Below are 20,886 nucleotides of genomic sequence, written 5' to 3'. Positions count from 1 at the left end.
ACTTATGCTGATTCAAGCATGGCCCAGGGTACCTGCTGCGCGCGCAGCGCGGCCTGATGACCGGCAAGCGTACCAAAGATAATAATATCAGCAACGGCGTTACCGCCAATGCGGTTGCCGCCGTGGATACCGCCGACCACTTCACCAGCGGCATAAGCCCCCGGAATCACCTGTTTTTGCGCGTTCAGCACGTGGGTTTCGGTGTTAATGGTCACACCGCCCATGGTGTGGTGCACGCCCGGCGCAATCTGAATGGCGTGGAACGGCCCTTCATTAATGGGGGCGCGCAGCGCGGTGGTACGGCCAAACTCTTCATCGTTCTGTTTCGCGACCGCATCGTTATAGCTTGCCAGCGTTGCCTGGAACGCCGCGTCGTCTAACCCCAGTTTAGCCGCCAGTTCACTCGCGGTACTGGCGCTGGTGACCAGGCCTTTGGCGATATACTCATCCGCCGCTTTGTTTTTGGTACGAACGTGTTCATCAAACACGATGTAGGCGTAGTGTTCCGGCAGGGCGATAATCGCCGCCGACACTTTATCGCGCGTTTCCATCTCGTTGAAGAAGCGTTTGCCCTGCTGGCTTACCAGAATCGCGCCGCCGCCGCGAATCGATTCCGACACCAGATACGAGGTTTTCTGTTCCACCGTCGGGTGAATCTGAATTTCGCCCATATCCACCGTGCCCGCGCCGATACGCTCCAGCAGCGCAATACCGCCGCCGGTCGCCCCTTTGTGGTTGGTGGTCACAAAGCCCGCCAGATCCGGACGATATTTAACCACCATCTCGCTATTGGCGCTGAAGCCGCCGGTCGCCACAATAATGCTGCGGGTTGGGATGGTCACGTTTTCCTGTTCGTCGGTCAGCAGACGCACCGCCGAAACTTCACCGCCTTCCATCACAATATCGACCACCGAGGTGTCGAGCATGACATCAATATCGCGTTTCGTGACGTTGCGCACAAGCCCGCTGATAAGATAACCGCCGACGGCAGAGCCATCTTTCGGGCGGTGGGTACGGTCAATACTCATACCGCCGGTGGTGGTAATGTCGTTCAGCATGATGCCGCGATCCGCCAGCCACTCGATCGCCTGCGGCGCGTTTTCCACAAAGCGGTGCAGCAGCGCCGGATTGTTTTTGTTTTTGCCGCCTTTCAGCGTTTCGGCGTAGAACAGCTCTTTACTGTCCTGAATACCTTTTACGCGCTGGAAGCGGGTTTCCGCCGCGTTCATCCCGGCCGACGCTTTAATAGTGTTGCCGCCGATGGTCGGCATTTTTTCGACGATCAGCACGCTGGCGCCATCATCATGGGCCTGAATAGCCGCCGCCAGACCGGCACCGCCGCTGCCCACCACCACCACGTCGTAGGCTTTTGGCGCTGCGGCCTCGCCGCCCTCTTCCGCCATCAGCGCTTTACTGGATTTCACCATCGCTTTGGAGACCGCTTTTTTCACCGCCTCGCTCTGGCTGGTCGCACCGGAAATAGCATCTACATGCGGGGTATTGGCGTCGAGGATACGGGAGCGGATCTCTTCAAAGCTGGTGACGAACTCAACGTCCTGATCGACGCCGCCGGTCAGCTCGATATCGGCGATGCGGTCGGTGTCCAGACTGACGTTGATCACCAGTTCACCGGCGTCGTCCTGAACGGTCTCCACAAATACGCCCGGTTTGAATTTCGACACCGTCATGCTCATATCGCGGATCATCGCTTCCACCAGCGAGAAGCGCCACAGCGGCTCGGGTATATTCAGCGCTTCGCGCTGGGTGCTGTCGATAAACAGGTCCAGCGTCTGGCCATCGGCAATGCGGTCAGCCCAGTCGGGATAGGCAATACAGGCGCGGCCGACGGCAACCAGGTCATAACCGTGGTCCATCGCGCTTTCAATATCGCTGTCGTTCACCACGCCGCCCACGCCCATTACCGGCACCTGGGCCAGCGTTTCAGAGCGCATCGCGACATATTTTTCAATCAGCGGCGTCGGGTCGTTGGTTTCTACGATTGACGGGCGCAGGGCCGCGCCGACGGAGAAGTGCAGGTAATCCAGACCACGAGCGGCCAGTTTTTCCAGCAGGTACATGGTGTCATCAAAGCGGATCCCCGGAACTTCCATCTCTTCCGGCGAAAAGCGATAGCCGACGATAAAAGCGTCATCCGCATACTGGCGCACCATTTTGTGGGTGATATCCAGCACCGCCAGCGGGAACTTCGCGCGGTTGTCACGGCTGCCGCCCCACTCGTCGTCGCGCTGGTTGGAGTTCGGGGAGTAAAACTGCTGAATCAGATAGGTATTCGCACCGTGCAGTTCCACGCCGTCAAAACCGGCCTGGATGGCGCGGCGCACCGCCTCACCAAATTTGCCGACCATGCCTTCCACTTCTTCGGTGGTCAGCGCCACCGGGGTGGCGGCCCCGTCACGCGGCGCGGCTACGGCGCTCGGGCCAACCGGCGTGCGGCCGCCAATCAGCTTCGGTTCGACCATGCGGCCACCGTGATAAATTTGTAGCAGCGCTTTTGAACCCTGGGACTTGATCGCCTCGGCAATTTTTGCCAGCCCGGCGATTTTATCGTCGCTGTCGATACCGAGCGCGCCCGGGAAAGCCAGACCTAAGTCATCCACAAAGCAGCATTCGACGATAATCGTACCGATGCGCCCGGCGCGAGCGCGGTAGTACTCCACCAGCTCGCTGCTGACGGAACCATCAAAATAACCCGAACAGGTTGTCATGGGTGCCATAAACAGGCGGTTTTTCAGCTCAGTGCCGTTGGGCAAGGTAAAGGAGCTAAGTACGCGATGATCACTTTTCATAAGAATAAACTCCAAACTTTAAAAATTTAAATTCAAGAATTCGGGATCGGGCTGCATTTGAGTTATTTGTTATGCCGATATCATGATATTAATATAACGGTAATTTTAGTTACGAAAGCTATTACGTTAGTTATAAAACTATTTAATCCCCTCAATAACAGAGATACCCCCACGGTGTTACTAATTAAAATATATTCTGTTCACAATTATTTAATAAAACCCTATAAATACATAACCTTGAATTTAGTGGTTAAACCAGTTAAAAAGAAAATTAAAAACAACAAAATCATACGCATACAAGAAGATTCATTGCATAATAATATACTACAAATAGGGTTTTAGGAATTGTAGCAGGCTTAATAACCTATAACCTTATAGGGTTATTCAAGCCGGTATAAAAATAACGCCGCGCTTGTCTTTTTTTGATCGCGATCAATTGTAATAGTCATCAAAAGCGCATTATATAAATATAAGAATTTTTCAAACCAGCGCTAAATAAAATAGCGTTAGTTACCCATACTCAAAATTGCCGGCAGTACTTTTGAAATCTAAATAAAGTAAAAAAACTAAAAAAAGCAGCACGGCACTTTTTGGCAAATCGAATTATTAACTACTTATAGAAGCGTAATATGAACGAGAAATCTGCGACATCGCACTCGCCGACACCGGTGAGTAAACCGGAAGACGGTAATAAAAACCGCCTTCTGATGATGGCACTGCCCATTATCGTGGCCGTGCTGTTACTTTTCGTCCCCGTTCCTGACGGGCTTCCGCCGTATGCCTGGCACTACTTCGCTATATTCGTCGGCGTGATCGTCGGCCTGATCTTCGAACCGCTGCCGGGTGCCGTGATTGGCCTGACCGGCGTGGTGGTCATCGCCCTGTGCAGCCAGTGGGTGCTGTTTAGCCCGGAACAGCTGGCTGACGAAAAATTCAAGCTGGCAGGCGCGTCCTTTAAATGGGCGGTCAGCGGTTTTGGCAACTCGACCGTGTGGCTGATTTTCGGTGCCTTCATGTTTGCCGCCGGCTATGATAAAACCCGCTTCGGTCGCCGCCTGGCGCTGGTTCTGGTGAAATATCTGGGCCGCCGCAGCCTGACCCTCGGCTACGCCATCACCCTGGCCGACCTGCTGCTGGCACCGTTTACGCCTTCTAACACCGCGCGCAGCGGCGGGACCATCTACCCGATTATCGCCAACCTGCCACCGCTGTATGGCTCGAAGCCTAACGACCCAAGCTCCCGTAAAATCGGTTCTTACCTGATGTGGGTGGCCATCACCGCCGCCTGTATCACCAGCTCAATGTTCCTCTCCGCCCTGGCGCCTAACCTGCTGGCGCTGGCGCTGGTGAAAAGCATCGTGGGTATCAACATCTCCTGGGGCACCTGGTTTATCGCCTTCCTGCCGGTGGGCCTGCTATTGATTCTCACCATGCCGCTGCTGGCCTACTGGTTCTACCCGCCGGAAGTCAAAGTGAACGATGAGGTGCCGCTGTGGGCCGCGCGTGAGCTGGAGAAACTGGGCAAACTGTCGCGTAACGAAATTCTGCTGCTGGTGTTTGTGTGCAGCGCACTGATGATGTGGATCTTCGCCGCCGCGTGGATTGAACCGGCGATGGCCGCCCTGCTGATTATCGGCCTGATGCTGTGGACCGGCGTGCTGGAGTGGAACGACATCACCGGCAATAAAGCCGCATGGAACACCTTCGTCTGGTTTGCCACGCTGGTCGCCCTCGCCGACGGCCTCTCTTCCACCGGCTTTATCGGCTGGCTGGGTAAAGAAGGCGGCATTCTGATGAGCGGTATCTCACCGGGCGTAGCGACTATCGTGCTGCTGCTGGCGTTCTACCTGCTGCACTACCTGTTTGCCAGCACCACCGCACACACCACCGCGCTGCTGCCGGCGATGCTGACCATCGCCTCCACCATTCCGGGTATGAATATGGAAGTGTTCGTGCTGCTGATGGTGACCTCGCTGGGTATCATGGGGATTATCACCCCGTACGGTACCGGCCCAAGCCCAATTTATTACGGCAGCGGCTATCTGCCGACCAAAGACTACTGGCGCCTCGGCACCATCTTTGGCGGCATCTTCCTGGTGGCCCTGCTGGTTATCGGCTACCCGTGGATGTCTATGATGTTCTGATTCATAACCGTCGGCGGGCAACCTCCGGCGGTTTTATTTTATGGAGTGAAGAGCTATGTCGAACAAACCGTTTGTCTACCAGGACCCCTTCCCGCTGTCTCATGACGATACCGAATACTATCTGCTGAGCCGCGAACACGTTTCCGTGGCCCAGTTTGACGGCCAGGAGGTCCTCAAAGTGGCCCCTGAAGCGTTAACGCTGCTGGCCCAGCAGGCCTTCCACGATGCGGCGTTTATGCTGCGCCCTTCTCATCAGCAACAGGTCGGCGCGATTCTCAGCGACCCGGAAGCCAGCGAAAACGATAAGTATGTGGCGTTGCAGTTCCTGCGTAACTCCGACATCGCCGCGAAAGGCGTGCTGCCAACCTGCCAGGACACCGGCACCGCCATCATTATGGGTAAAAAAGGCCAGCGCGTCTGGACCGGCGGCGGCGATGAAGCCGCGCTGTCGCAGGGCGTCTATAACACCTACATCTCTGACAACCTGCGCTACTCGCAGAACGCCGCGCTGGACATGTATAAAGAAGTGAACACCGGCACCAACCTGCCGGCGCAGATCGATCTCTACAGCGTCGATGGCGATGAGTACAAGTTCCTGTGCATCGCTAAAGGCGGCGGCTCGGCGAACAAGACCTATCTCTACCAGGAAACCAAGGCGCTGATCACCCCGGCCAAACTGAAAAACTACCTGGTCGAGAAAATGCGCACGCTCGGCACGGCGGCCTGCCCGCCGTATCACATTGCGTTCGTTATTGGCGGGACTTCCGCAGAATCGACGCTGAAAACCGTCAAACTGGCCTCCACCCGCTACTATGACAGTCTGCCGACCGAAGGTAACGAGCACGGTCAGGCGTTCCGCGACGTGAATCTGGAGCAGGCGTTAATGGAGGAGGCGCGCAACCTCGGCCTCGGCGCGCAGTTCGGCGGTAAATACTTCGCTCACGATATCCGCGTTATCCGCCTGCCGCGTCACGGTGCGTCCTGCCCAATCGGCATGGGGGTTTCCTGCTCCGCCGACCGTAACATCAAGGCGAAAATCAACCGCGACGGTATCTGGATTGAAAAACTGGAGCACAATCCGGCGCAGTACATCCCGGAAGCGCTGCGTCAGCAGGGTGAAGGCAATGCGGTCAGCATCAACCTCAACCAGCCGATGAGCGAGATCTTAGCGCAGCTTTCCGCACATCCGGTTTCTACGCGTCTGTCGCTGAACGGCACCATCATTGTTGCCCGCGATATCGCGCACGCCAAACTCAAAGAGCTGCTGGATAACGGAGAAGAACTGCCGCAGTACGTGAAAGACCACCCCATCTACTATGCTGGCCCGGCAAAAACGCCAGAAGGCTATGCCTCGGGCTCCTTAGGCCCGACCACCGCTGGCCGCATGGACTCTTACGTTGATCTGCTGCAGTCACACGGTGCCAGCATGGTGATGCTGGCGAAAGGCAACCGCAGCCAGCAGGTGACCGACGCCTGCCATAAGCACGGCGGTTTCTACCTGGGTAGCATCGGCGGCCCGGCGGCGGTACTGGCACAAACCAGCATTAAGAGCCTGGAGTGCGTGGCCTACCCGGAACTGGGGATGGAGGCTATCTGGAAAATCGAGGTGGAAAACTTCCCGGCGTTTATTCTGGTCGATGATAAAGGGAATGATTTCTTTCAGCAGATTCAGAATAAGCAGTGCGCGGGGTGCACTCAGCGTTAACGCGCCAATCCTCGCTAATTAATACATTTCGCCGATAAAAGCCAGCATCTACCCGATGCTGGCTTTTTTATAACGGTAAGTAAAGATTTCAACCTTGAACAATTTATCTGTAAACGCAACGCAATGTATTTATCAATTTGCGACCAGATAGCGCAAGCCAAAAATCATTTATAATTAAACGATAATTAAATCGACTAAAACGTGGCAATCACGTCCGCATAGCACACAAAATCATTCACCACATAAATATAATATTAGGTCTGAACACTGACTCAGCGCGTAAACAGCCCCCTCAACGTATCGACTCATTAAATATACAACATTACATTTATCAAATTAATAAAATCATCAATTCGAATAATACTCTGTCCGTCATTATCCCCATATAATATTAAGGACAACAAAATGCGTCATACAGCTCGATTGACACTGCTTTCACAGTGCATTCTTCTGTCTCTTTCAGCGATGTCAGGCTCAGCGCTCGCGGGCCAAACCGATCCCTGCACCAGCACATCAACAACGACCTGTGGTTTTCAGGATGTGACAAACCAACCGGGACCAAACGGTACACATCTGATGTTTGTCAATAATAATGGCTCTGCGGTCATGAGCGATAAGAATAATGACAACGCTATCTATCTGTGGGATCAAACCAAAGGCGATACGCAGTCCTTAACCGTTAACGGTACCAATATGTCTGACACTTATATTCAGGCAGGATATATTGGCACAAAAAACGTAACACTGAATAATGCAACTACCGATATGATTGAAGCGGGCAATAAGGCCAGCGGCGATTCCACCAACGTTAACCTGGCCATCAATCATTCGACCTTAAACGGCGAAGACGACAGCACTGCCTATGGTTACAAACCTGCCCAGGGTAATAAAGCCTATATGGACGGCGCGGCAATCTTTGTCGACTCCGGTTCTAACGCGGGTACCAATAACATCAGCATCAAAAATGGCAGCACGCTGATGGGCTCTGTGTATGCGGTCACTGGCGGGGATAATAATATCTCGATGTCCGACAGCTCGATTGGCGGCACAAATGGTTCAACGGGAGCCATTTATGCTATGAGTAATGGGGGCAATAATACCATTACCCTGGAGAATAGTACTGTCGTTGGCTCGGTCAGCCAACCGACAGACAAAACGCTTTTAAAATATTTTGAAGATAATATCGCTGGCAATAGCGATGCGTCCGCCATTGATACTCTGCTGAACGGTAGCACCATCGCCATGGGCGTATCCGGCAAGAAGGCTTCAAGCGTTACGCTGAACAATAGTAAAGTTACCGGTGATATTGCGATGGTAGGCACCGGCAGCAGTTCTACCGCCAGCCTGAACATGAGCGGAAACAGCAATGTTACCGGCGATATTATCCTCGCCGATCACAGCGCTGCAACCGTAACCATGAGCAATAGCACATTGACGGGCGACATTAATGCAGAAAACGAAGGAAATACCACTGTCGCGCTGAATAACGCCACGGTCAACGGCAGCATCACCACCGGTTCGGGTAACGACGCCATCACCTTAGCGAATAATTCTCACGTGAAGGGCACCGTCAACGGCGGTGCGGGGGCCGATACGCTTTCCCTGGATGCGGGTAGCTCAGTGGATGGGTCTATCGCTAGCTTCGAAACCGTGAATACCGCCGGTAACAACAACCTGACCGTTGATACTATTGAGGATAACACCACGTGGAACATTCAATCAGGCTCTACGCTGTATGTCACCAACTCCACGGGTAATAACGTACAGGTGAATATGTCTTCCGACAGCCTGGTTAACCTGGGCTCCGTTGGCGCGACGGCGAACAACAATCTGGTCGTGACCAACACCTCAATGAGCACGGCTAACCAGCAAAATGTGGCGGTCGCAACCTTTACCACCAACGCAAGCAGCCCATCCAATGCGGTGTCAGTCGCCTTCAGCAACGGTGAGCAGCAGGTTGAAAGCCGTAACGGCGCGTACAACTACAACAACAGCCTGACGCAACAAGAGCAGCAGGCCGTCACAACCGGGCTGCAGGCATCTGCAGACAAGACCTACAACGTGCTGTTCAGCAGCTCTCGCGGCGATCTGTCCAGCGACGTGCAGGGCATGATTGCCGGTCTGGACGCGGCGAAACAGGCTGGCCGCATGATCACCGACGATCTGGCCAACCGCCTCAACCAGGTGCACCTGCAAAACCTGTTCGGCCACGGCGTTGACGGCGCGCAGGTCTGGGGTGACTTCCTCTACCAGAACGGCGAGTACAGCGATGACGTTGACTATAAAGACGTTACGCAGGGCGTTCAGGGCGGCGTGGACTGGACGTCCCACCTGGGCAACGGCGACAGCCTGACCGGCGGTATTGCGCTGGGCTGGACCCGCAGCCGCGATCGCAGCACCGGTAACGGCAGCAACAATTTCAGCGACAGCGTCTATGGTAACTACTACAGCGTGTACGGCGGCTGGCAGCAGTCTCTGCACGACAACCTGTGGGGCATGTTCGTTGACGGTAGCTTCAGCTATGGCGATATGCGCTACTCCACCTCGGCAAACAACGTCAGCAACGCCACTACCGGTATGACCCAGGCGCTGAACGGTTCCTCCGACGGTAACCTGTACACCACCCAGGCTCGTGCCGGCGTCAACGTCGTGCTGCCGGGTGAAACCGTCCTTCAGCCGTACGCCACCCTCGGTTGGGATAAAGCCCAGGAAGACGGCTTCTCCGATCAGGCCATTACCTTCGGCGACAGCCAGGTATCTGAATGGAACACCGGCGTGGGTATGCGTGTGACCACCAAACTGGCGGATCTCAATAAAAACGTGGAGCTGTATCCATGGCTGGATGCGCGCTATCAGACCGAGTTTAGCGATAACACCGACATCAAAGCGGCGGACTATCACAACACTAACGGCCATAACGCGACGATGGGTATCTTCGGCGCAGGGATCAATACCACCATTGGTAAAGACTTCTCGCTGAATACCGGTGTGTACTTCGGCACCGGCGATGTGGACAACGACGCCAGCGTACAGGCTGGCGTAAGCTATCACTTCTAATTAGCCTCCAGGCCCTGATTATTCAGGGCCTGATTTTATCTACTAAATAACCTGCCTTTCCCTTTTCCTTCTGCAATGGCCTATCCACATCTTTAGTTCACAAATTTCGCACGAAATTCTTTTGTATAGTAAACAAATTATCTACACTGCTGTGTATCACTCGACATGCAACAGGACAGCAACCATGAGATTAGGACTGGATATCGGCGGCACCAAAATTGAGGCGGTCGTACTGGATGACGGCGGCGAAATCGTATATCGCCAACGCTATGCCACGCCAAAACAAAGCTATGACGCATTTTTTCAGGCCGTTATCGGCGCCGTTCGCGACGCGCGAGAAGCCACGCAGCCATCGCTCTCCGTAGGGCTTGGGATCCCCGGCGCTGCGGGGCGCGACGGGCTCATCAAAAACTCAAATATTCTGGTACTGAATCAGCAACCGTTTGTCCAGCACCTTGAACAACGGCTGGAAATGCCCGTTGCCGTCACCAACGACGCCAACTGCTTTACGCTGTCTGAAGCCATCGACGGTGCGGGTAAGGGTTACGGCGTGGTCTTTGGCGTGATCTTAGGCACCGGCTGCGGCGGCGGCCTGTGCGTTGATAACAGCTTGATTACCGGCCCGAACGCCTGCGCCGGTGAATGGGGGCATAACGTCCTCCCCCACTACCATCCGCAGAAAGACGGCGCCAGCGACGTGTGCTACTGCGGGCAAACTAACTGCATCGAGAGCTTTATCTCCGGCAGCGGCCTGCAACGACAGTATTTTCAGAAATTTAGTAAACATGATAGGGTACCGGATATTATTTCCCAACTGAATGCAGGCAATGCGGCCGTCGCGTCGTTGTGGGATCGCTATCAGGATCAGGTCGCTCGCGCGCTGGCCGGAGTGATCAACATGCTCGATCCCGATGCCATCGTGCTCGGCGGCGGGGTGTCGAATATTCCTCAGCTGTATACCGGCCTGCAGGATCGCATTGCGCAGTACGTATTTGGCCAGCAGTGCTGTACCCCTGTCGTGCAGGCGCTTCACGGTGACAGCAGCGGCGTGCGCGGCGCGGCCTGGCTGGGAGAACAACGTCGATAACCGAATAGTGGGAGTGAGATGGCTAAAGCAGTCAGAATTCGCGATATCGCCGCCGCGTGCGGCGTGTCGCCCGGCGCGGTCTCTCGCGCGTTGAAGGGCCAGCCGGGCCTGCGCGAAGAGACTCGGCAGCGTATCATCGCCGCAGCCGAGCAGCAGGGATATGATTTTTCCCGTCTGCGCAGCGACAAAATTAAGCGCGTGCTGTTTTTGCTGCATCGCCAGCACAATATCAGCCGCGCGCTGCCCTTCTATTCACCGCTGTTTCTCAGCATCGAGGCAGAATGTCGCGAGCAGGAAATTGCGCTGAGCTTTCTGGCGACCGGTCCCGGTGACGCGCTGGCCGATCAGGTGATGCTTCACCAGCCCGATGCGCTGATCTGCGCCGGTTTTTTCGAGCCTGAGCTGATGGCTATGCTGGAACAGTTAAAGCTACCGCTAGTCCTGGTCGATCTCTGGTCGCCGGGCCTTCCATGCATCAACCCTGACAATATGCAGGGCGGCTATCTCGCGACTCGTCACCTGCTGGATCGGGGCCGTAAACGGATTGCGTTTCTCGCCAGCACCCTTTCCCACTACAGTATCCGGCAGCGAGAAAAAGGCTATCGACAGGCGTTGTATGACGCACAGCTGCTGATGCCGCCGGAGTATGAGGCCATCGCCCTGCCGCAGCTAGATACCGAGCAATCGCTGGTGCGAGCCATTAACGAACTGTTCGATCTCACCGAGCCGCCGGATGCCATTTTTGCCTACAACGATGCGACCGCACTGCTGGTGTTAACGGTGTGCGCAGAGCGTGGGCTACGCGTGCCGGAAGATGTGGCGCTGGTGGGGTTTGATGATATTGAACCTGCCGCATGGTCGCAGCCGCCATTGACCACCATTGCGGTCGATAAGCAGCGGCTGGGGCGTGAGGCGCTGGGGATCTTGTTGAATGGACAAATGGACGCCAGCCTACTGCTGCCGGTGGAATTAGTGGTACGGGCCAGCTCGGGCGCATAATGTTTAGCAGTGTGCGAAGCTGGCATCAGTCATTCGCACACCTTTTCCTGACGCAACAAAATCAAAAGACGCTAACCGCCTCAGGCCGTCAAGCACGCTCATTATTTAAAAATGGATAAATCAACGCTCGCCGCTCCGCAGTGAAAAAAGATAATAAACGCCATGATAATAAACCCCAGGAAACATCATGCGTCAGCTCTCTCTTATTCTCTTTGCAGCGTTCCTCAGCGCCTGCAGTTCACAGCCACCGGCCGCTTTAACCAAAATTAATGCTATTCAGATTCCTGTTATCCAGAATGGTCAGCCATCGGAAAATACGGCGGCGATGGCCGCAATCTACCAGCAAAATAAACGCATTCTTGATACTACGGCACTTAACCTGAAAACGGATTATCTTACTGACGTCAAAACCGCCGAAATATTTGATGAGCACAGCGAGGCACACCGGGTTTATGTTTCACTGTCAAAGCTTGATCAGATTCAACTGATGAATAATTACTATCTGAAAGAACAAAATGCCAGCGGATTACAGAAGGTGAATGAGGCGCTTAAGCCTTTGATTCAAGGTTAAATCCCCTCCAGCAATGAGAGGGGCTAGGCATTATTATGGGTTAAAAACGCTCAGGTAAAGTATTTAGCTCCGTTAAATAACCGCCGCGTTTAAAGCTAATATACCCTCCGCTCTTCAGCGCCGAGAGTACATTTAAAACGCTGCTGCGTGAGAGGTGCGTACGTTCCTGAATATATTCCAGAATCGACACCCGCATCCGCGTCTCTTCCGGCAGCTGGCTCATTTCCAGTAAATGGTTGCGAATCACCGAATAAGTACGCTGTTGTACTACCAGCGCATCGCGGTAAAACAGGTAAGCCGTGTGGTATGACAGCAACGAGGCAACGTCTTCCCAGACGCCCTGTTCACGAAATACCTCCATCGCCGCATTGGCATCAACACGTAATATCGTTGACTCGGTTTCTACGCGCAGCAAATGACCACGTACAGGCTGGATCATTTCGGCAATGCCAAACAGGTGGGGATCGTAAACGGTGACAATCAACAGGCCGTCAGAGGCTCTGAGAATCGACAGTTCGCCGTCAAGAAAGAGGTAAAGCTGCGGCTGGTTTTTGTGTGTCCAGGTCATGCGCTTACGCGGCACTACCTTCATCTTTTCGGCAATCGGCTCAAGCAGGGCCGTCAAACGCTGGATGCTCTGCTCCGGGCGGATAGGCGGTAAAATATGCATAGAAATACCTGATTAGTTCTCTTCCCTATGAGTGTAGAGCGCAACAGGATGTCCGTAAAAATTGCACATTTAAGTATTTACGCATATGCCGCGCGTTGAAAGAAAGCCTTAATTTGTACAAATTTAAACAAACCGCACCGTTGGCATGCCAGCAAAGAATTAAGGTTCAGAAACGGCTACTGGACGACGCCCGCGGAAAAGCGCAGAGATCAGCGCACGAAGATTCAGAGTATGTTGATAGCGGAATTCAGGATGGGTAAGTAGACCTACACTATGCCAAGTGTGATGGTGGTCGTTGAAACGTTAGGGCGTAAGTGATTGAATAGTGGCGGAGAGAGGGGGATTTGAACCCCCGGTAGAGTTGCCCCTACTCCGGTTTTCGAGACCGGTCCGTTCAGCCGCTCCGGCATCTCTCCGTTTTGATGGTTGCCATCATGCCAGGTATTTTGGCATTTTAACAGACCCAGTCTCTTCAATTGCGTTCAAGTGACGAGTTTACGAGCAGAATGATGATTAAATGGCCCTGGAAAACGAGTGACACTGCCGAAAAAGCCGATTTGCCATGGGCGCAGGCCCTGGCGATTCCACTGTTAGCCAATCTGTCGATGGACGAGCAGGTGAAGCTGGTTCAGCTTGCCGACCGTTTCTTACAGCAAAAGCGGATGGTGTTTTTACAGGGGCTGACCGTTGAACCCGTCACCGAAGCGCGAATTGCGCTGCTGTTCTGTCTGCCGGTGATGGAGCTTGGCCTGGAGTGGCTCGACGGCTTTCATGAAATTCTCATCTATCCTGCCCCGTTTATCGTCGATGACGAGTGGGAGGACGATATCGGGCTGGTGCATAACCAGCGGGTGGTCCAGTCCGGCCAAAGCTGGCAGCAGGGGCCCATCGTACTGAACTGGCTCGATATTCAGGATTCTTTCGATGCCTCCGGTTTCAACCTGATTATTCACGAAGTGGCGCATAAGCTCGACACGCGCAACGGCGATCGCGCCAGCGGCGTGCCGTTTATCCCTCTGCGTGAAGTGGCAGGCTGGGAACACGATCTGCACGCGGCAATGAACAATATTCAGGATGAGATTGATTTAGTTGGCGAAAATGCCGCCAGCATCGATGCCTATGCGGCGACCGATCCGGCAGAATGCTTTGCAGTGCTCTCTGAATATTTTTTCAGCGCCCCTGAACTTTTCGCCCCGCGTTTCCCGGCGCTGTGGCAGCGTTTCTGCGGCTTCTACGGCCAGGACCCGCTGCAACGGTTACGCGATAATAACCAGCAGGATGGAAATCCCCCGGCAGTACACTAAAACAACAGCTTGTGCTAAATTCAGCCAATTGAATCAGCAGCTTAAATTTAGTGTTGACACAAATATCCGTGGCCAGTACTATGCGCCTCGTTCACACGATTCCTCTGTAGTTCAGTCGGTAGAACGGCGGACTGTTAATCCGTATGTCACTGGTTCGAGTCCAGTCAGAGGAGCCAATTTCCTGCTTTCATGCATCCTTTCGAATCCTCATATGATGTTGATTCAACAGGTTAGCGTGATAACTCTTCCCGGTGCATTTTGATTTTACCCTCCGCATCGGGAAAAATTGGTGGTCAAATCTGGGGTCAGGTTAGTTCGATAATGGAGTGACCCCCATATGTCCCTTAGCGACGCGAAAATCCGCACTCTCAAGCCCACTGATAAACCCTTTAAAGTCTCCGATTCCCACGGTCTGTATCTGCTGGTCAAACCGGGCGGTTCCCGCCACTGGTATCTCAAGTACCGTATTAACGGTAAAGAATCCCGTATTGCACTGGGTGCCTATCCTGCCGTCTCCCTGTCTGATGCCCGCCAGCAGCGCGAAGGTATCCGTAAGATGCTGGCGCTGAACATCAACCCGGCACAGCAGCGGGCAGTTGAACGCGGAGCGTACAAACCGGAGAAAGTATTTAAAATCGTGGCACTGGCGTGGCATAAAAGTAATAAAAAATGGTCGCAGAACACCGCTGACCGTCTGCTTGCCAGCCTGAACAATCATGTATTTCCGGTTATCGGCCACCTGTCAGTCTCAGAGCTTAAACCCTGGCATTTCATTGGCCTGCTGAAAGGGATTGAGGAAAAAGGACTGCTTGAAGTTGCGTCCCGCACGCGGCAACACCTTTGCAGCATCATGCGTCATGCGGTTCACCAGGGATTAATCGACATTGATCCGGCTGCAAACCTTGACGGGGTGACTTCCCCTCCTGTCAGACGGCATTATCCCGCCCTGCCACTGGAGCGGCTGCCTGAACTGCTTGAACGGATTGACGGTTATCACCGAGGACGGGAACTCACTCGGCTTGCAGTCCTGCTGACGTTACATGTGTTCATTCGCTCCAGTGAATTGCGCTTTGCACGCTGGTCAGAGATTGATTATAGAAACCGGGTCTGGACGATACCCGCGACACGCGAAGCCATTGCAGGCGTACGTTATTCCGGGCGCGGAGCTAAAATGCGCACTGCTCATATCGTCCCCCTCTCAGAACAGGCCATCGCCATTCTGAAACGGATTAAGGATATCTCCGGTGATGGTGAGCTGGTCTTCCCTGGCGACCACAATCCATATAAACCGATGTGTGAAAATACCGTGAATAAGGCACTGCGCCTCATGGGATACGACACTAAACAGGATATCTGCGGTCACGGGTTCCGGGCAATGGCATGCAGCGCCCTGATGGAGTCCGGTTTATGGTCGCAGGATGCTGTAGAGCGCCAGATGAGTCATCAGGAGCGCAATACCGTGCGTCTGGCATACATTCATAAGGCCGAACATCTGGAAGCCCGTAAGGCGATGATGCAGTGGTGGTCGGATTATCTGGATACCTGCCGGGAGGCATATGTACCGCCTTATATCCAAGGTCAAGAAGAGAAGCACAAAGTAGCATAACGCATCGGACATAATAAGATCATCAGAAAAGCCGTATCAGCCTGTGCAGGTACGGCATTGTTCATTCAACCGGTATGTAGAAACACGGCCATCTCCCCGGTTTCATACCGTTTAGTGATTACAGCATGGCCGCGCATGCATCATTGTATCGGACTTGACTACCCATTTGCATTTTAATTGGCGACCGTTTGCAGATTATTTGACCATCGCCAACTAAATTTGCCTCATTAGATTTACTTAGGGTAAGACCTTACATCTGAACGACTGCTGTGTGCCAGAAGCAGACATTCAAGATTTTCAGTTAAGTGAATGCTATGTGTGCCGTGAGCTTATAGCGCTGCCTGTTCTACTGGGTATAGACCTCTAACTAGTGATTATGGTACCTTGCTCGCTGGTCGGTGCGCACGCAAGAGAGAGCGGCTAACTCTTACCTAGCCTGCCGGTATTGGGTTTCCTGGTACGTCTGGATCAGTCTGAGAGTGACGCACCGATCAAATTTTTCCTTTACGCCTACCGGGCTCGTACACGGAATAGAACCAAGTTTTTATTTCTATAACCTTAATACCGCTCTTTGCGCTAGAACCTTTAGCTATAAAATCTTCACTTAGGGTAGTCTCACGCTTAAGTATCACGACTACCTCAGATGCTTCCCGCGCAGGCCACTTTACTAACGCAGAGACCCCCAGGTAGTCGTATTCCGCCCATGAACCATCTGGAAACTTTCGAGTCTTTAGACCTCTTCGAAGCTTATGCCATGTATCGACTGTCTCAATAATACGTGCGGCGGTAGGTAACAACTCAAAACTTGCACTGATTCGTGCAAGTGGTCGTTTTACACGCGTAATGTGAGACCAGCCCGTTCTATTCACTATGACATTACCAAGTGTGGGATGCGTGGCACCTGCGTCCTTCCACAATTTATAAAAATCCCAAGCTGCAAACTTGGTTGATTTAGAAATCGAATTAATACGTGCAGGTAAACTACTCTGCTGCGTCATATCAATTTCCACGAGCCCCTGCGCTCGATGCTGACCGGTAGCAAGTCGTGAAAATGGTCGAATGCACTCTTGGCCCGATTGGAATCTGTTTTTTAGCTGGACGATCACAGTGCCCCGTTTAGTATAGGAGTCAGCTCGCTTTAGATCGGCCCACCAAGCTTGGCTTACAAGTTTTCCCGGTAATGCTTCCTTAACATAAACCAGCGCAACAGGCAGCGGTGATTTGTTCCAAAGATCCCGCTTTACCTCAAGATTTGGAATTCTAAGTTCGAGAAAGTCTTCATACGTGTGTTCCACGTAGCTTGCCCCACTCTTAACCTGGACTTGGATTAGGCCCCCAGTAAATTCATGTTTCCATGATCGGCGATCATTTGGACGCTCTTCATTGACCCTTTTGCTTCGCAAGTACACTAGCCCATCAAAACCGTCATCATCGGCCTGTCCTACCTCTTGCCATGACCACCCCCAAGCACGACAAACTGCATCGACATAGGCGGTGCTTGCAGCGGAAATTCGATTTGATTCAGAGGTCACTTATTGTTCCCTATTTACGCGATCAAAAAAGCAATCTATCACATGATGCTTCAATACGCTGACATCCACTTTCGAATTGTAGGCGTATGGTGAGGCTTACAGGATGTGACTTACTCCCCGTTGACTCACACAGAATACTGTTAGCAATGTCCGCTGTTCGCTCACAGCAGACCTTCAGCTAAGTAAACTCGTCCGATTAGTGGCAGGAGTGGACGTTGCTCATACCCATAGATGCAATGAAAACTAGTACTCATGGGGAAGGCCAGAATGTCCCTGCGTTTTTCAAAGAACGCAGCTAAGAACGCGTATCACCCCAAAAATCTCTGCAAGTGTGACCTTATGAACTGAGCTTATCTAAACCTTGCTCTCCACATACCCGTTTCCAATGGACTTAGGCTTAGTGGATGAAATCAGATTCTGAGCGAACATCTCTGTCGCTGGTTGCGTTTTCAGGCAATACATACTCTTTCAGGCATACCTGCCTTTTTCATTTTGTTCTGCGCATGCACCTTGGTCATTGCCCCCTCAAACCGGCTATCGGAATCACTCAGCATTTGTAGACCACTGAACAGTTGTTTTACCTTGTATATCAATAATGCCAAATCACACAAAAAAAAAGATAAAAATTAGATCGATAGGAAGCATTCAATCGGAATAGTCTTAAATGACTTGACTGCCAGTGAGGTTTGGTTTTATAAGTGGATATACGAATTTAAAAGGATAAGTTGAAATGAGCGAAAGGAAAAAAATCGAAGATCAGGCTCTTCTCTATCATTTAACATGTATGGATAATCTCCCTAATATTTTAGACACAGGATTAAGATCCCGTGCATCAGTAAAAGGCGAGTTTGTTGATGTGGCCGACGGAGAAATAATAACAGGTCGCGAAGCTTTAAATTTGCAAACAATGGTTCCCTTTCATTTTTTTACTAAAAATCCATTCGATGGAAGAGTTTTGAAAAACCATACAGAAAAATCATTTTGCATTATTTCGGTTAGACGAATATTTGCCAGTAAAAATGGTTGGAAAATTATACCTAAACATCCATTATCCGCCAGTTCTGCTGTCAGCCTCTTAGATTATGAACAAGGGATGACTCAAATTAACTGGGAGCTTATGAATACAAGGGATTATAAAAATGCAGAATGCAAATCTGTATGTATGGCTGAGTGTTTATCAAGTGTAACGGTCGAGCCGGAAAATTTTTGCTGCATCTATGTAAAAAATGAAGACGAAAAAAAACATGTCGAAGACTTGATAAAAAAACAAGGGTTAAGTATATTTGTAACAGTCAACTCTTATATGTTCTAATTCTATGATTAAGTATGCAAGCGGAAATCTTCTAACTTCTACATCGCAGGCTCTTGTGAATGCTGTAAACTGCCAAGGAGTCATGGGAAAGGGTATTGCTTTGGCTTTCAAAGAAAACTTTCCCAATAATTTCGAAGTTTACAAAAGAGCTTGTGGCACTGGTACAATGAAAATTGGACAGGTTTTACTTGTTGAAGAAAAGGGAAAGATAATCGTAAACTTTCCCACTAAGGATAGTTGGAGAAAAAAATCAACATATGATTTTATCTCGCAAGGCCTTGAATCTTTAACAAAGTCCATAGTCGAAAGAAAAATCACATCAATATCAATACCACCTTTAGGGTGTGGTAACGGGGGCCTCGCTTGGAATAAAGTTGAAGCTCTTATTTTGAGAGCTTTTCAAAGTTTAGATAATGTTGAGGTGGTAATTTACCCGCCTGCAACTAATAATCAACTATCAAAAAATAAAAACATTATTAACGTTAAACATCTTTTGGTTCACTATGCCTATGGGAAATTAAAAGTTAAGCAAAAATTCTCCCTTTATACAGCTTTTTATATTTGCGAATGTATTGAGAAAGCAAATCTTTTCTTATTCGATTTTAAACATGGACGGCCATATTCTTCTGAGTTAGAAAATGTTATGAAGGATATAGCAAACCTTAAAGTCGAGTTGCAGGACGATTTTGACTCTTTTATTGAAGATTATATTAATACTCATCAATCCAAAGAGTTACAAATCGAGTTTGGTAAGCTAATTTCAACTTTAAAGCCAAGTATCAGTTTGCTCAATGAGCTTAAAAATAAGATTGATTATACAGATAGCGTACATGTGATCACGAGAATTGCCAATGAAAATAATCATGGCTTGCACATTGATGATTTCAAAGAAAATAAAAATATCGTGCAACAATTAATTAAAAATGGATTAGTAACCGAAGATATTTTTAACGAACTAAAAATAAAGGGAAGTTAGTAGCGCTTTTTATATGTTTTTTTGCTAAAATTGCGCAGGACTTCCTCTTTCGCATTCACTGACAACGCAGGCACTCTTACTACAATTTCCCTATCAATTGCGCCGCCATGACTTGTTTGCATAAGTGGTATCATGCTGAATAACTGGGATTGACCTGCTCCCCGTTTATTAATACACCGTGATGTTAACAATGTCTTCTTCAATAACATAAGCACATTCCCATGAAGAAGCTTTTTTCCGACGAAAAGATCACCAGCATCCTTTGAGAAACCGAAGCCGGTGTTTATGCCCAGCAACTCTGCCCAAAACACACTATTTCGGACGCTACTTTATACACTGGCGCAAGAAGTTTGACGGCATGGAAGTATCCGAGGCAAAGCGGCTCAAGCTATAAGTATCTCAGAAAATCGCGCCAGTTACATTTGAAGCCCCCCTGGTAATCTTATTAAGTCAACTTCCGCTCCCGCTCACAGCGGACATTTCGCGGACCAAAGTCCGCTCAGTGCCAAAAACGGAAGTAGTTAATAGGACTTAGTGTTGATTAGGGGGAGCAGGTCAGAGGGGGCGCAACTGGGAAGAGGGTATATTGAAGCTGCTAGCAAATACTTGCTTCCTGCGAAAGCCACGGAATTCCATTTCCGCCTTTTAATCATGGCTTCGGTTGCTGGTAGATATCCGGGCGATTGATTTGCCAGACAAAATAAGGTCGATTAAGTGGGGTATACCCGAGTTTTTCGTATAACCATGGCACACTGTCAGTCACCAGCATGATACGTCGAAGACGTGACATGACGGGATGCGCGTGGCAGCACTCGATTAGCCAGCGACCGAGCCCGGTCTTCTGATACTCTTTAAGAACATACACATCACAAAGATAACCAAAAGTGGCATAGTCAGTCACCAGCCGGGCAAATCCTATTTGCTCTGAACCATCAAACAGGCCAAAACACAAACTGTTCTCTATTGATAAAAGCACAGTTTCTTTATCAATTCCGGGAGCCCAGGATGACTGTGAAAGAAAATCACGTATGGCATCAGTCTGGAAAAACACAGGATCTGTTGTCACTATGTAGCTGTCTTTTCTAAAAGTAAGATGCTGATTGTTCACTAAACAAA

At 51.1% G+C, this 20,886-nt stretch carries 14 protein-coding genes and 2 tRNA genes; 11 read left to right on the top strand and 5 right to left on the bottom strand.

Annotated features, from left to right (window positions below; genetic code table 11):
• Positions 1 to 2 precede the first annotated feature (2 nt).
• A complete protein-coding gene (locus tag ACK5JN_RS18000) occupies positions 3 to 2,807 on the bottom strand; it encodes a flavocytochrome c (RefSeq protein ID WP_416871405.1) in 2,805 nt (934 codons plus the stop codon).
• Positions 2,808 to 3,436: 629 nt separating this feature from the next.
• Here ACK5JN_RS18000 and ACK5JN_RS17995 point away from each other — a divergent pair.
• From ACK5JN_RS17995 to ACK5JN_RS17970, 6 genes are all read left to right on the top strand, one after another.
• Positions 3,437 to 4,951 (top strand): anion permease, encoded by a 1,515-nt coding sequence (locus ACK5JN_RS17995; RefSeq protein WP_416871404.1) that lies wholly within the window; start codon positions 3,437 to 3,439, stop codon positions 4,949 to 4,951.
• A 55-nt stretch (positions 4,952 to 5,006) separates the two neighbouring features.
• Positions 5,007 to 6,656, top strand: a complete 1,650-nt coding sequence (fumA, locus tag ACK5JN_RS17990; protein WP_416871403.1) for a class I fumarate hydratase FumA — start codon at positions 5,007 to 5,009, stop codon at positions 6,654 to 6,656.
• 606 nt (positions 6,657 to 7,262) lie between these two features.
• Positions 7,263 to 9,713: an autotransporter domain-containing protein gene (locus tag ACK5JN_RS17985; protein ID WP_416871402.1), complete on the top strand. Its 2,451-nt coding sequence runs from the start codon at positions 7,263 to 7,265 to the stop codon at positions 9,711 to 9,713.
• Between the two features lie 184 nt (positions 9,714 to 9,897).
• Complete coding sequence (locus tag ACK5JN_RS17980) at positions 9,898 to 10,800, top strand: ROK family protein (RefSeq protein WP_416871401.1); 903 nt, start codon at positions 9,898 to 9,900, stop codon at positions 10,798 to 10,800.
• A gap of 18 nt (positions 10,801 to 10,818) precedes the next feature.
• Complete coding sequence (locus ACK5JN_RS17975) at positions 10,819 to 11,799, top strand: LacI family DNA-binding transcriptional regulator (protein WP_416871400.1); 981 nt, start codon at positions 10,819 to 10,821, stop codon at positions 11,797 to 11,799.
• A 187-nt stretch (positions 11,800 to 11,986) separates the two neighbouring features.
• A complete protein-coding gene (locus ACK5JN_RS17970; RefSeq protein ID WP_416871399.1) occupies positions 11,987 to 12,370 on the top strand; it encodes a hypothetical protein in 384 nt (127 codons plus the stop codon).
• 40 nt (positions 12,371 to 12,410) lie between these two features.
• Here ACK5JN_RS17970 and ACK5JN_RS17965 read toward each other — a convergent pair whose 3' ends face one another.
• Both ACK5JN_RS17965 and ACK5JN_RS17960 read right to left on the bottom strand, forming a co-directional pair.
• Positions 12,411 to 13,040 carry a helix-turn-helix domain-containing protein gene (locus ACK5JN_RS17965; protein ID WP_416871398.1) on the bottom strand — a complete coding sequence of 210 codons (630 nt, stop codon included), beginning with the start codon at positions 13,038 to 13,040 and terminating at the stop codon, positions 12,411 to 12,413.
• A gap of 326 nt (positions 13,041 to 13,366) precedes the next feature.
• A tRNA-Ser gene (locus ACK5JN_RS17960) sits at positions 13,367 to 13,456 on the bottom strand.
• Positions 13,457 to 13,549: 93 nt separating this feature from the next.
• On the opposite strand from ACK5JN_RS17960, the gene mtfA reads away from it, so the two are divergent.
• From mtfA to ACK5JN_RS17945, 3 genes are all read left to right on the top strand, one after another.
• Positions 13,550 to 14,344 (top strand): DgsA anti-repressor MtfA, encoded by a 795-nt coding sequence (mtfA, locus tag ACK5JN_RS17955; RefSeq protein ID WP_416871419.1) that lies wholly within the window; start codon positions 13,550 to 13,552, stop codon positions 14,342 to 14,344.
• A 100-nt stretch (positions 14,345 to 14,444) separates the two neighbouring features.
• Positions 14,445 to 14,520 (top strand) — tRNA-Asn (locus ACK5JN_RS17950).
• A 161-nt stretch (positions 14,521 to 14,681) separates the two neighbouring features.
• Positions 14,682 to 15,950 carry a tyrosine-type recombinase/integrase gene (locus ACK5JN_RS17945; RefSeq protein ID WP_416871397.1) on the top strand — a complete coding sequence of 423 codons (1,269 nt, stop codon included), beginning with the start codon at positions 14,682 to 14,684 and terminating at the stop codon, positions 15,948 to 15,950.
• A gap of 491 nt (positions 15,951 to 16,441) precedes the next feature.
• On the opposite strand, the gene ACK5JN_RS17940 is transcribed toward ACK5JN_RS17945, so the two are convergent.
• A complete protein-coding gene (locus ACK5JN_RS17940) occupies positions 16,442 to 17,482 on the bottom strand; it encodes a DUF4365 domain-containing protein (RefSeq protein ID WP_416871396.1) in 1,041 nt (346 codons plus the stop codon).
• 730 nt (positions 17,483 to 18,212) lie between these two features.
• Here ACK5JN_RS17940 and ACK5JN_RS17935 point away from each other — a divergent pair.
• Both ACK5JN_RS17935 and ACK5JN_RS17930 read left to right on the top strand, forming a co-directional pair.
• Positions 18,213 to 18,794, top strand: coding sequence for a DarT ssDNA thymidine ADP-ribosyltransferase family protein (locus ACK5JN_RS17935; RefSeq protein ID WP_416871395.1), 582 nt, complete (start codon positions 18,213 to 18,215; stop codon positions 18,792 to 18,794).
• A gap of 4 nt (positions 18,795 to 18,798) precedes the next feature.
• On the top strand, positions 18,799 to 19,770 hold the full coding sequence (locus ACK5JN_RS17930) for a macro domain-containing protein (protein WP_416871394.1): 972 nt from the start codon (positions 18,799 to 18,801) through the stop codon (positions 19,768 to 19,770).
• A 649-nt stretch (positions 19,771 to 20,419) separates the two neighbouring features.
• Here the strand turns inward: ACK5JN_RS17930 and ACK5JN_RS17925 are convergent.
• A complete protein-coding gene (locus tag ACK5JN_RS17925; protein ID WP_416871393.1) occupies positions 20,420 to 20,878 on the bottom strand; it encodes a GNAT family N-acetyltransferase in 459 nt (152 codons plus the stop codon).
• Positions 20,879 to 20,886 lie beyond the last annotated feature (8 nt).

The sequence above is a fragment of the Kluyvera sp. genome, from assembly GCF_047971185.1.
Classification (GTDB): Bacteria; Pseudomonadota; Gammaproteobacteria; order Enterobacterales; family Enterobacteriaceae; genus Kluyvera.
This window is presented reverse-complemented; position numbering and strand designations above follow the sequence as displayed.

Bases quoted from the DNA above. Each gene is read 5' to 3' on its own strand.
- ACK5JN_RS18000 (WP_416871405.1), bottom strand. From the start codon at position 2,807: ATGAAAAGTGATCATCGCGTACTTAGCTCCTTTACCTTGCCCAACGGC.
- ACK5JN_RS17995 (WP_416871404.1), top strand. From the start codon at position 3,437: ATGAACGAGAAATCTGCGACATCGCACTCGCCGACACCGGTGAGTAAA.
- fumA (WP_416871403.1), top strand. From the start codon at position 5,007: ATGTCGAACAAACCGTTTGTCTACCAGGACCCCTTCCCGCTGTCTCAT.
- ACK5JN_RS17985 (WP_416871402.1), top strand. From the start codon at position 7,263: ATGAGCGATAAGAATAATGACAACGCTATCTATCTGTGGGATCAAACC.
- ACK5JN_RS17980 (WP_416871401.1), top strand. From the start codon at position 9,898: ATGAGATTAGGACTGGATATCGGCGGCACCAAAATTGAGGCGGTCGTA.
- ACK5JN_RS17975 (WP_416871400.1), top strand. From the start codon at position 10,819: ATGGCTAAAGCAGTCAGAATTCGCGATATCGCCGCCGCGTGCGGCGTG.
- ACK5JN_RS17970 (WP_416871399.1), top strand. From the start codon at position 11,987: ATGCGTCAGCTCTCTCTTATTCTCTTTGCAGCGTTCCTCAGCGCCTGC.
- ACK5JN_RS17965 (WP_416871398.1), bottom strand. From the start codon at position 13,040: ATGCATATTTTACCGCCTATCCGCCCGGAGCAGAGCATCCAGCGTTTG.
- mtfA (WP_416871419.1), top strand. From the start codon at position 13,550: ATGATTAAATGGCCCTGGAAAACGAGTGACACTGCCGAAAAAGCCGAT.
- ACK5JN_RS17945 (WP_416871397.1), top strand. From the start codon at position 14,682: ATGTCCCTTAGCGACGCGAAAATCCGCACTCTCAAGCCCACTGATAAA.
- ACK5JN_RS17935 (WP_416871395.1), top strand. From the start codon at position 18,213: ATGAGCGAAAGGAAAAAAATCGAAGATCAGGCTCTTCTCTATCATTTA.
- ACK5JN_RS17930 (WP_416871394.1), top strand. From the start codon at position 18,799: ATGATTAAGTATGCAAGCGGAAATCTTCTAACTTCTACATCGCAGGCT.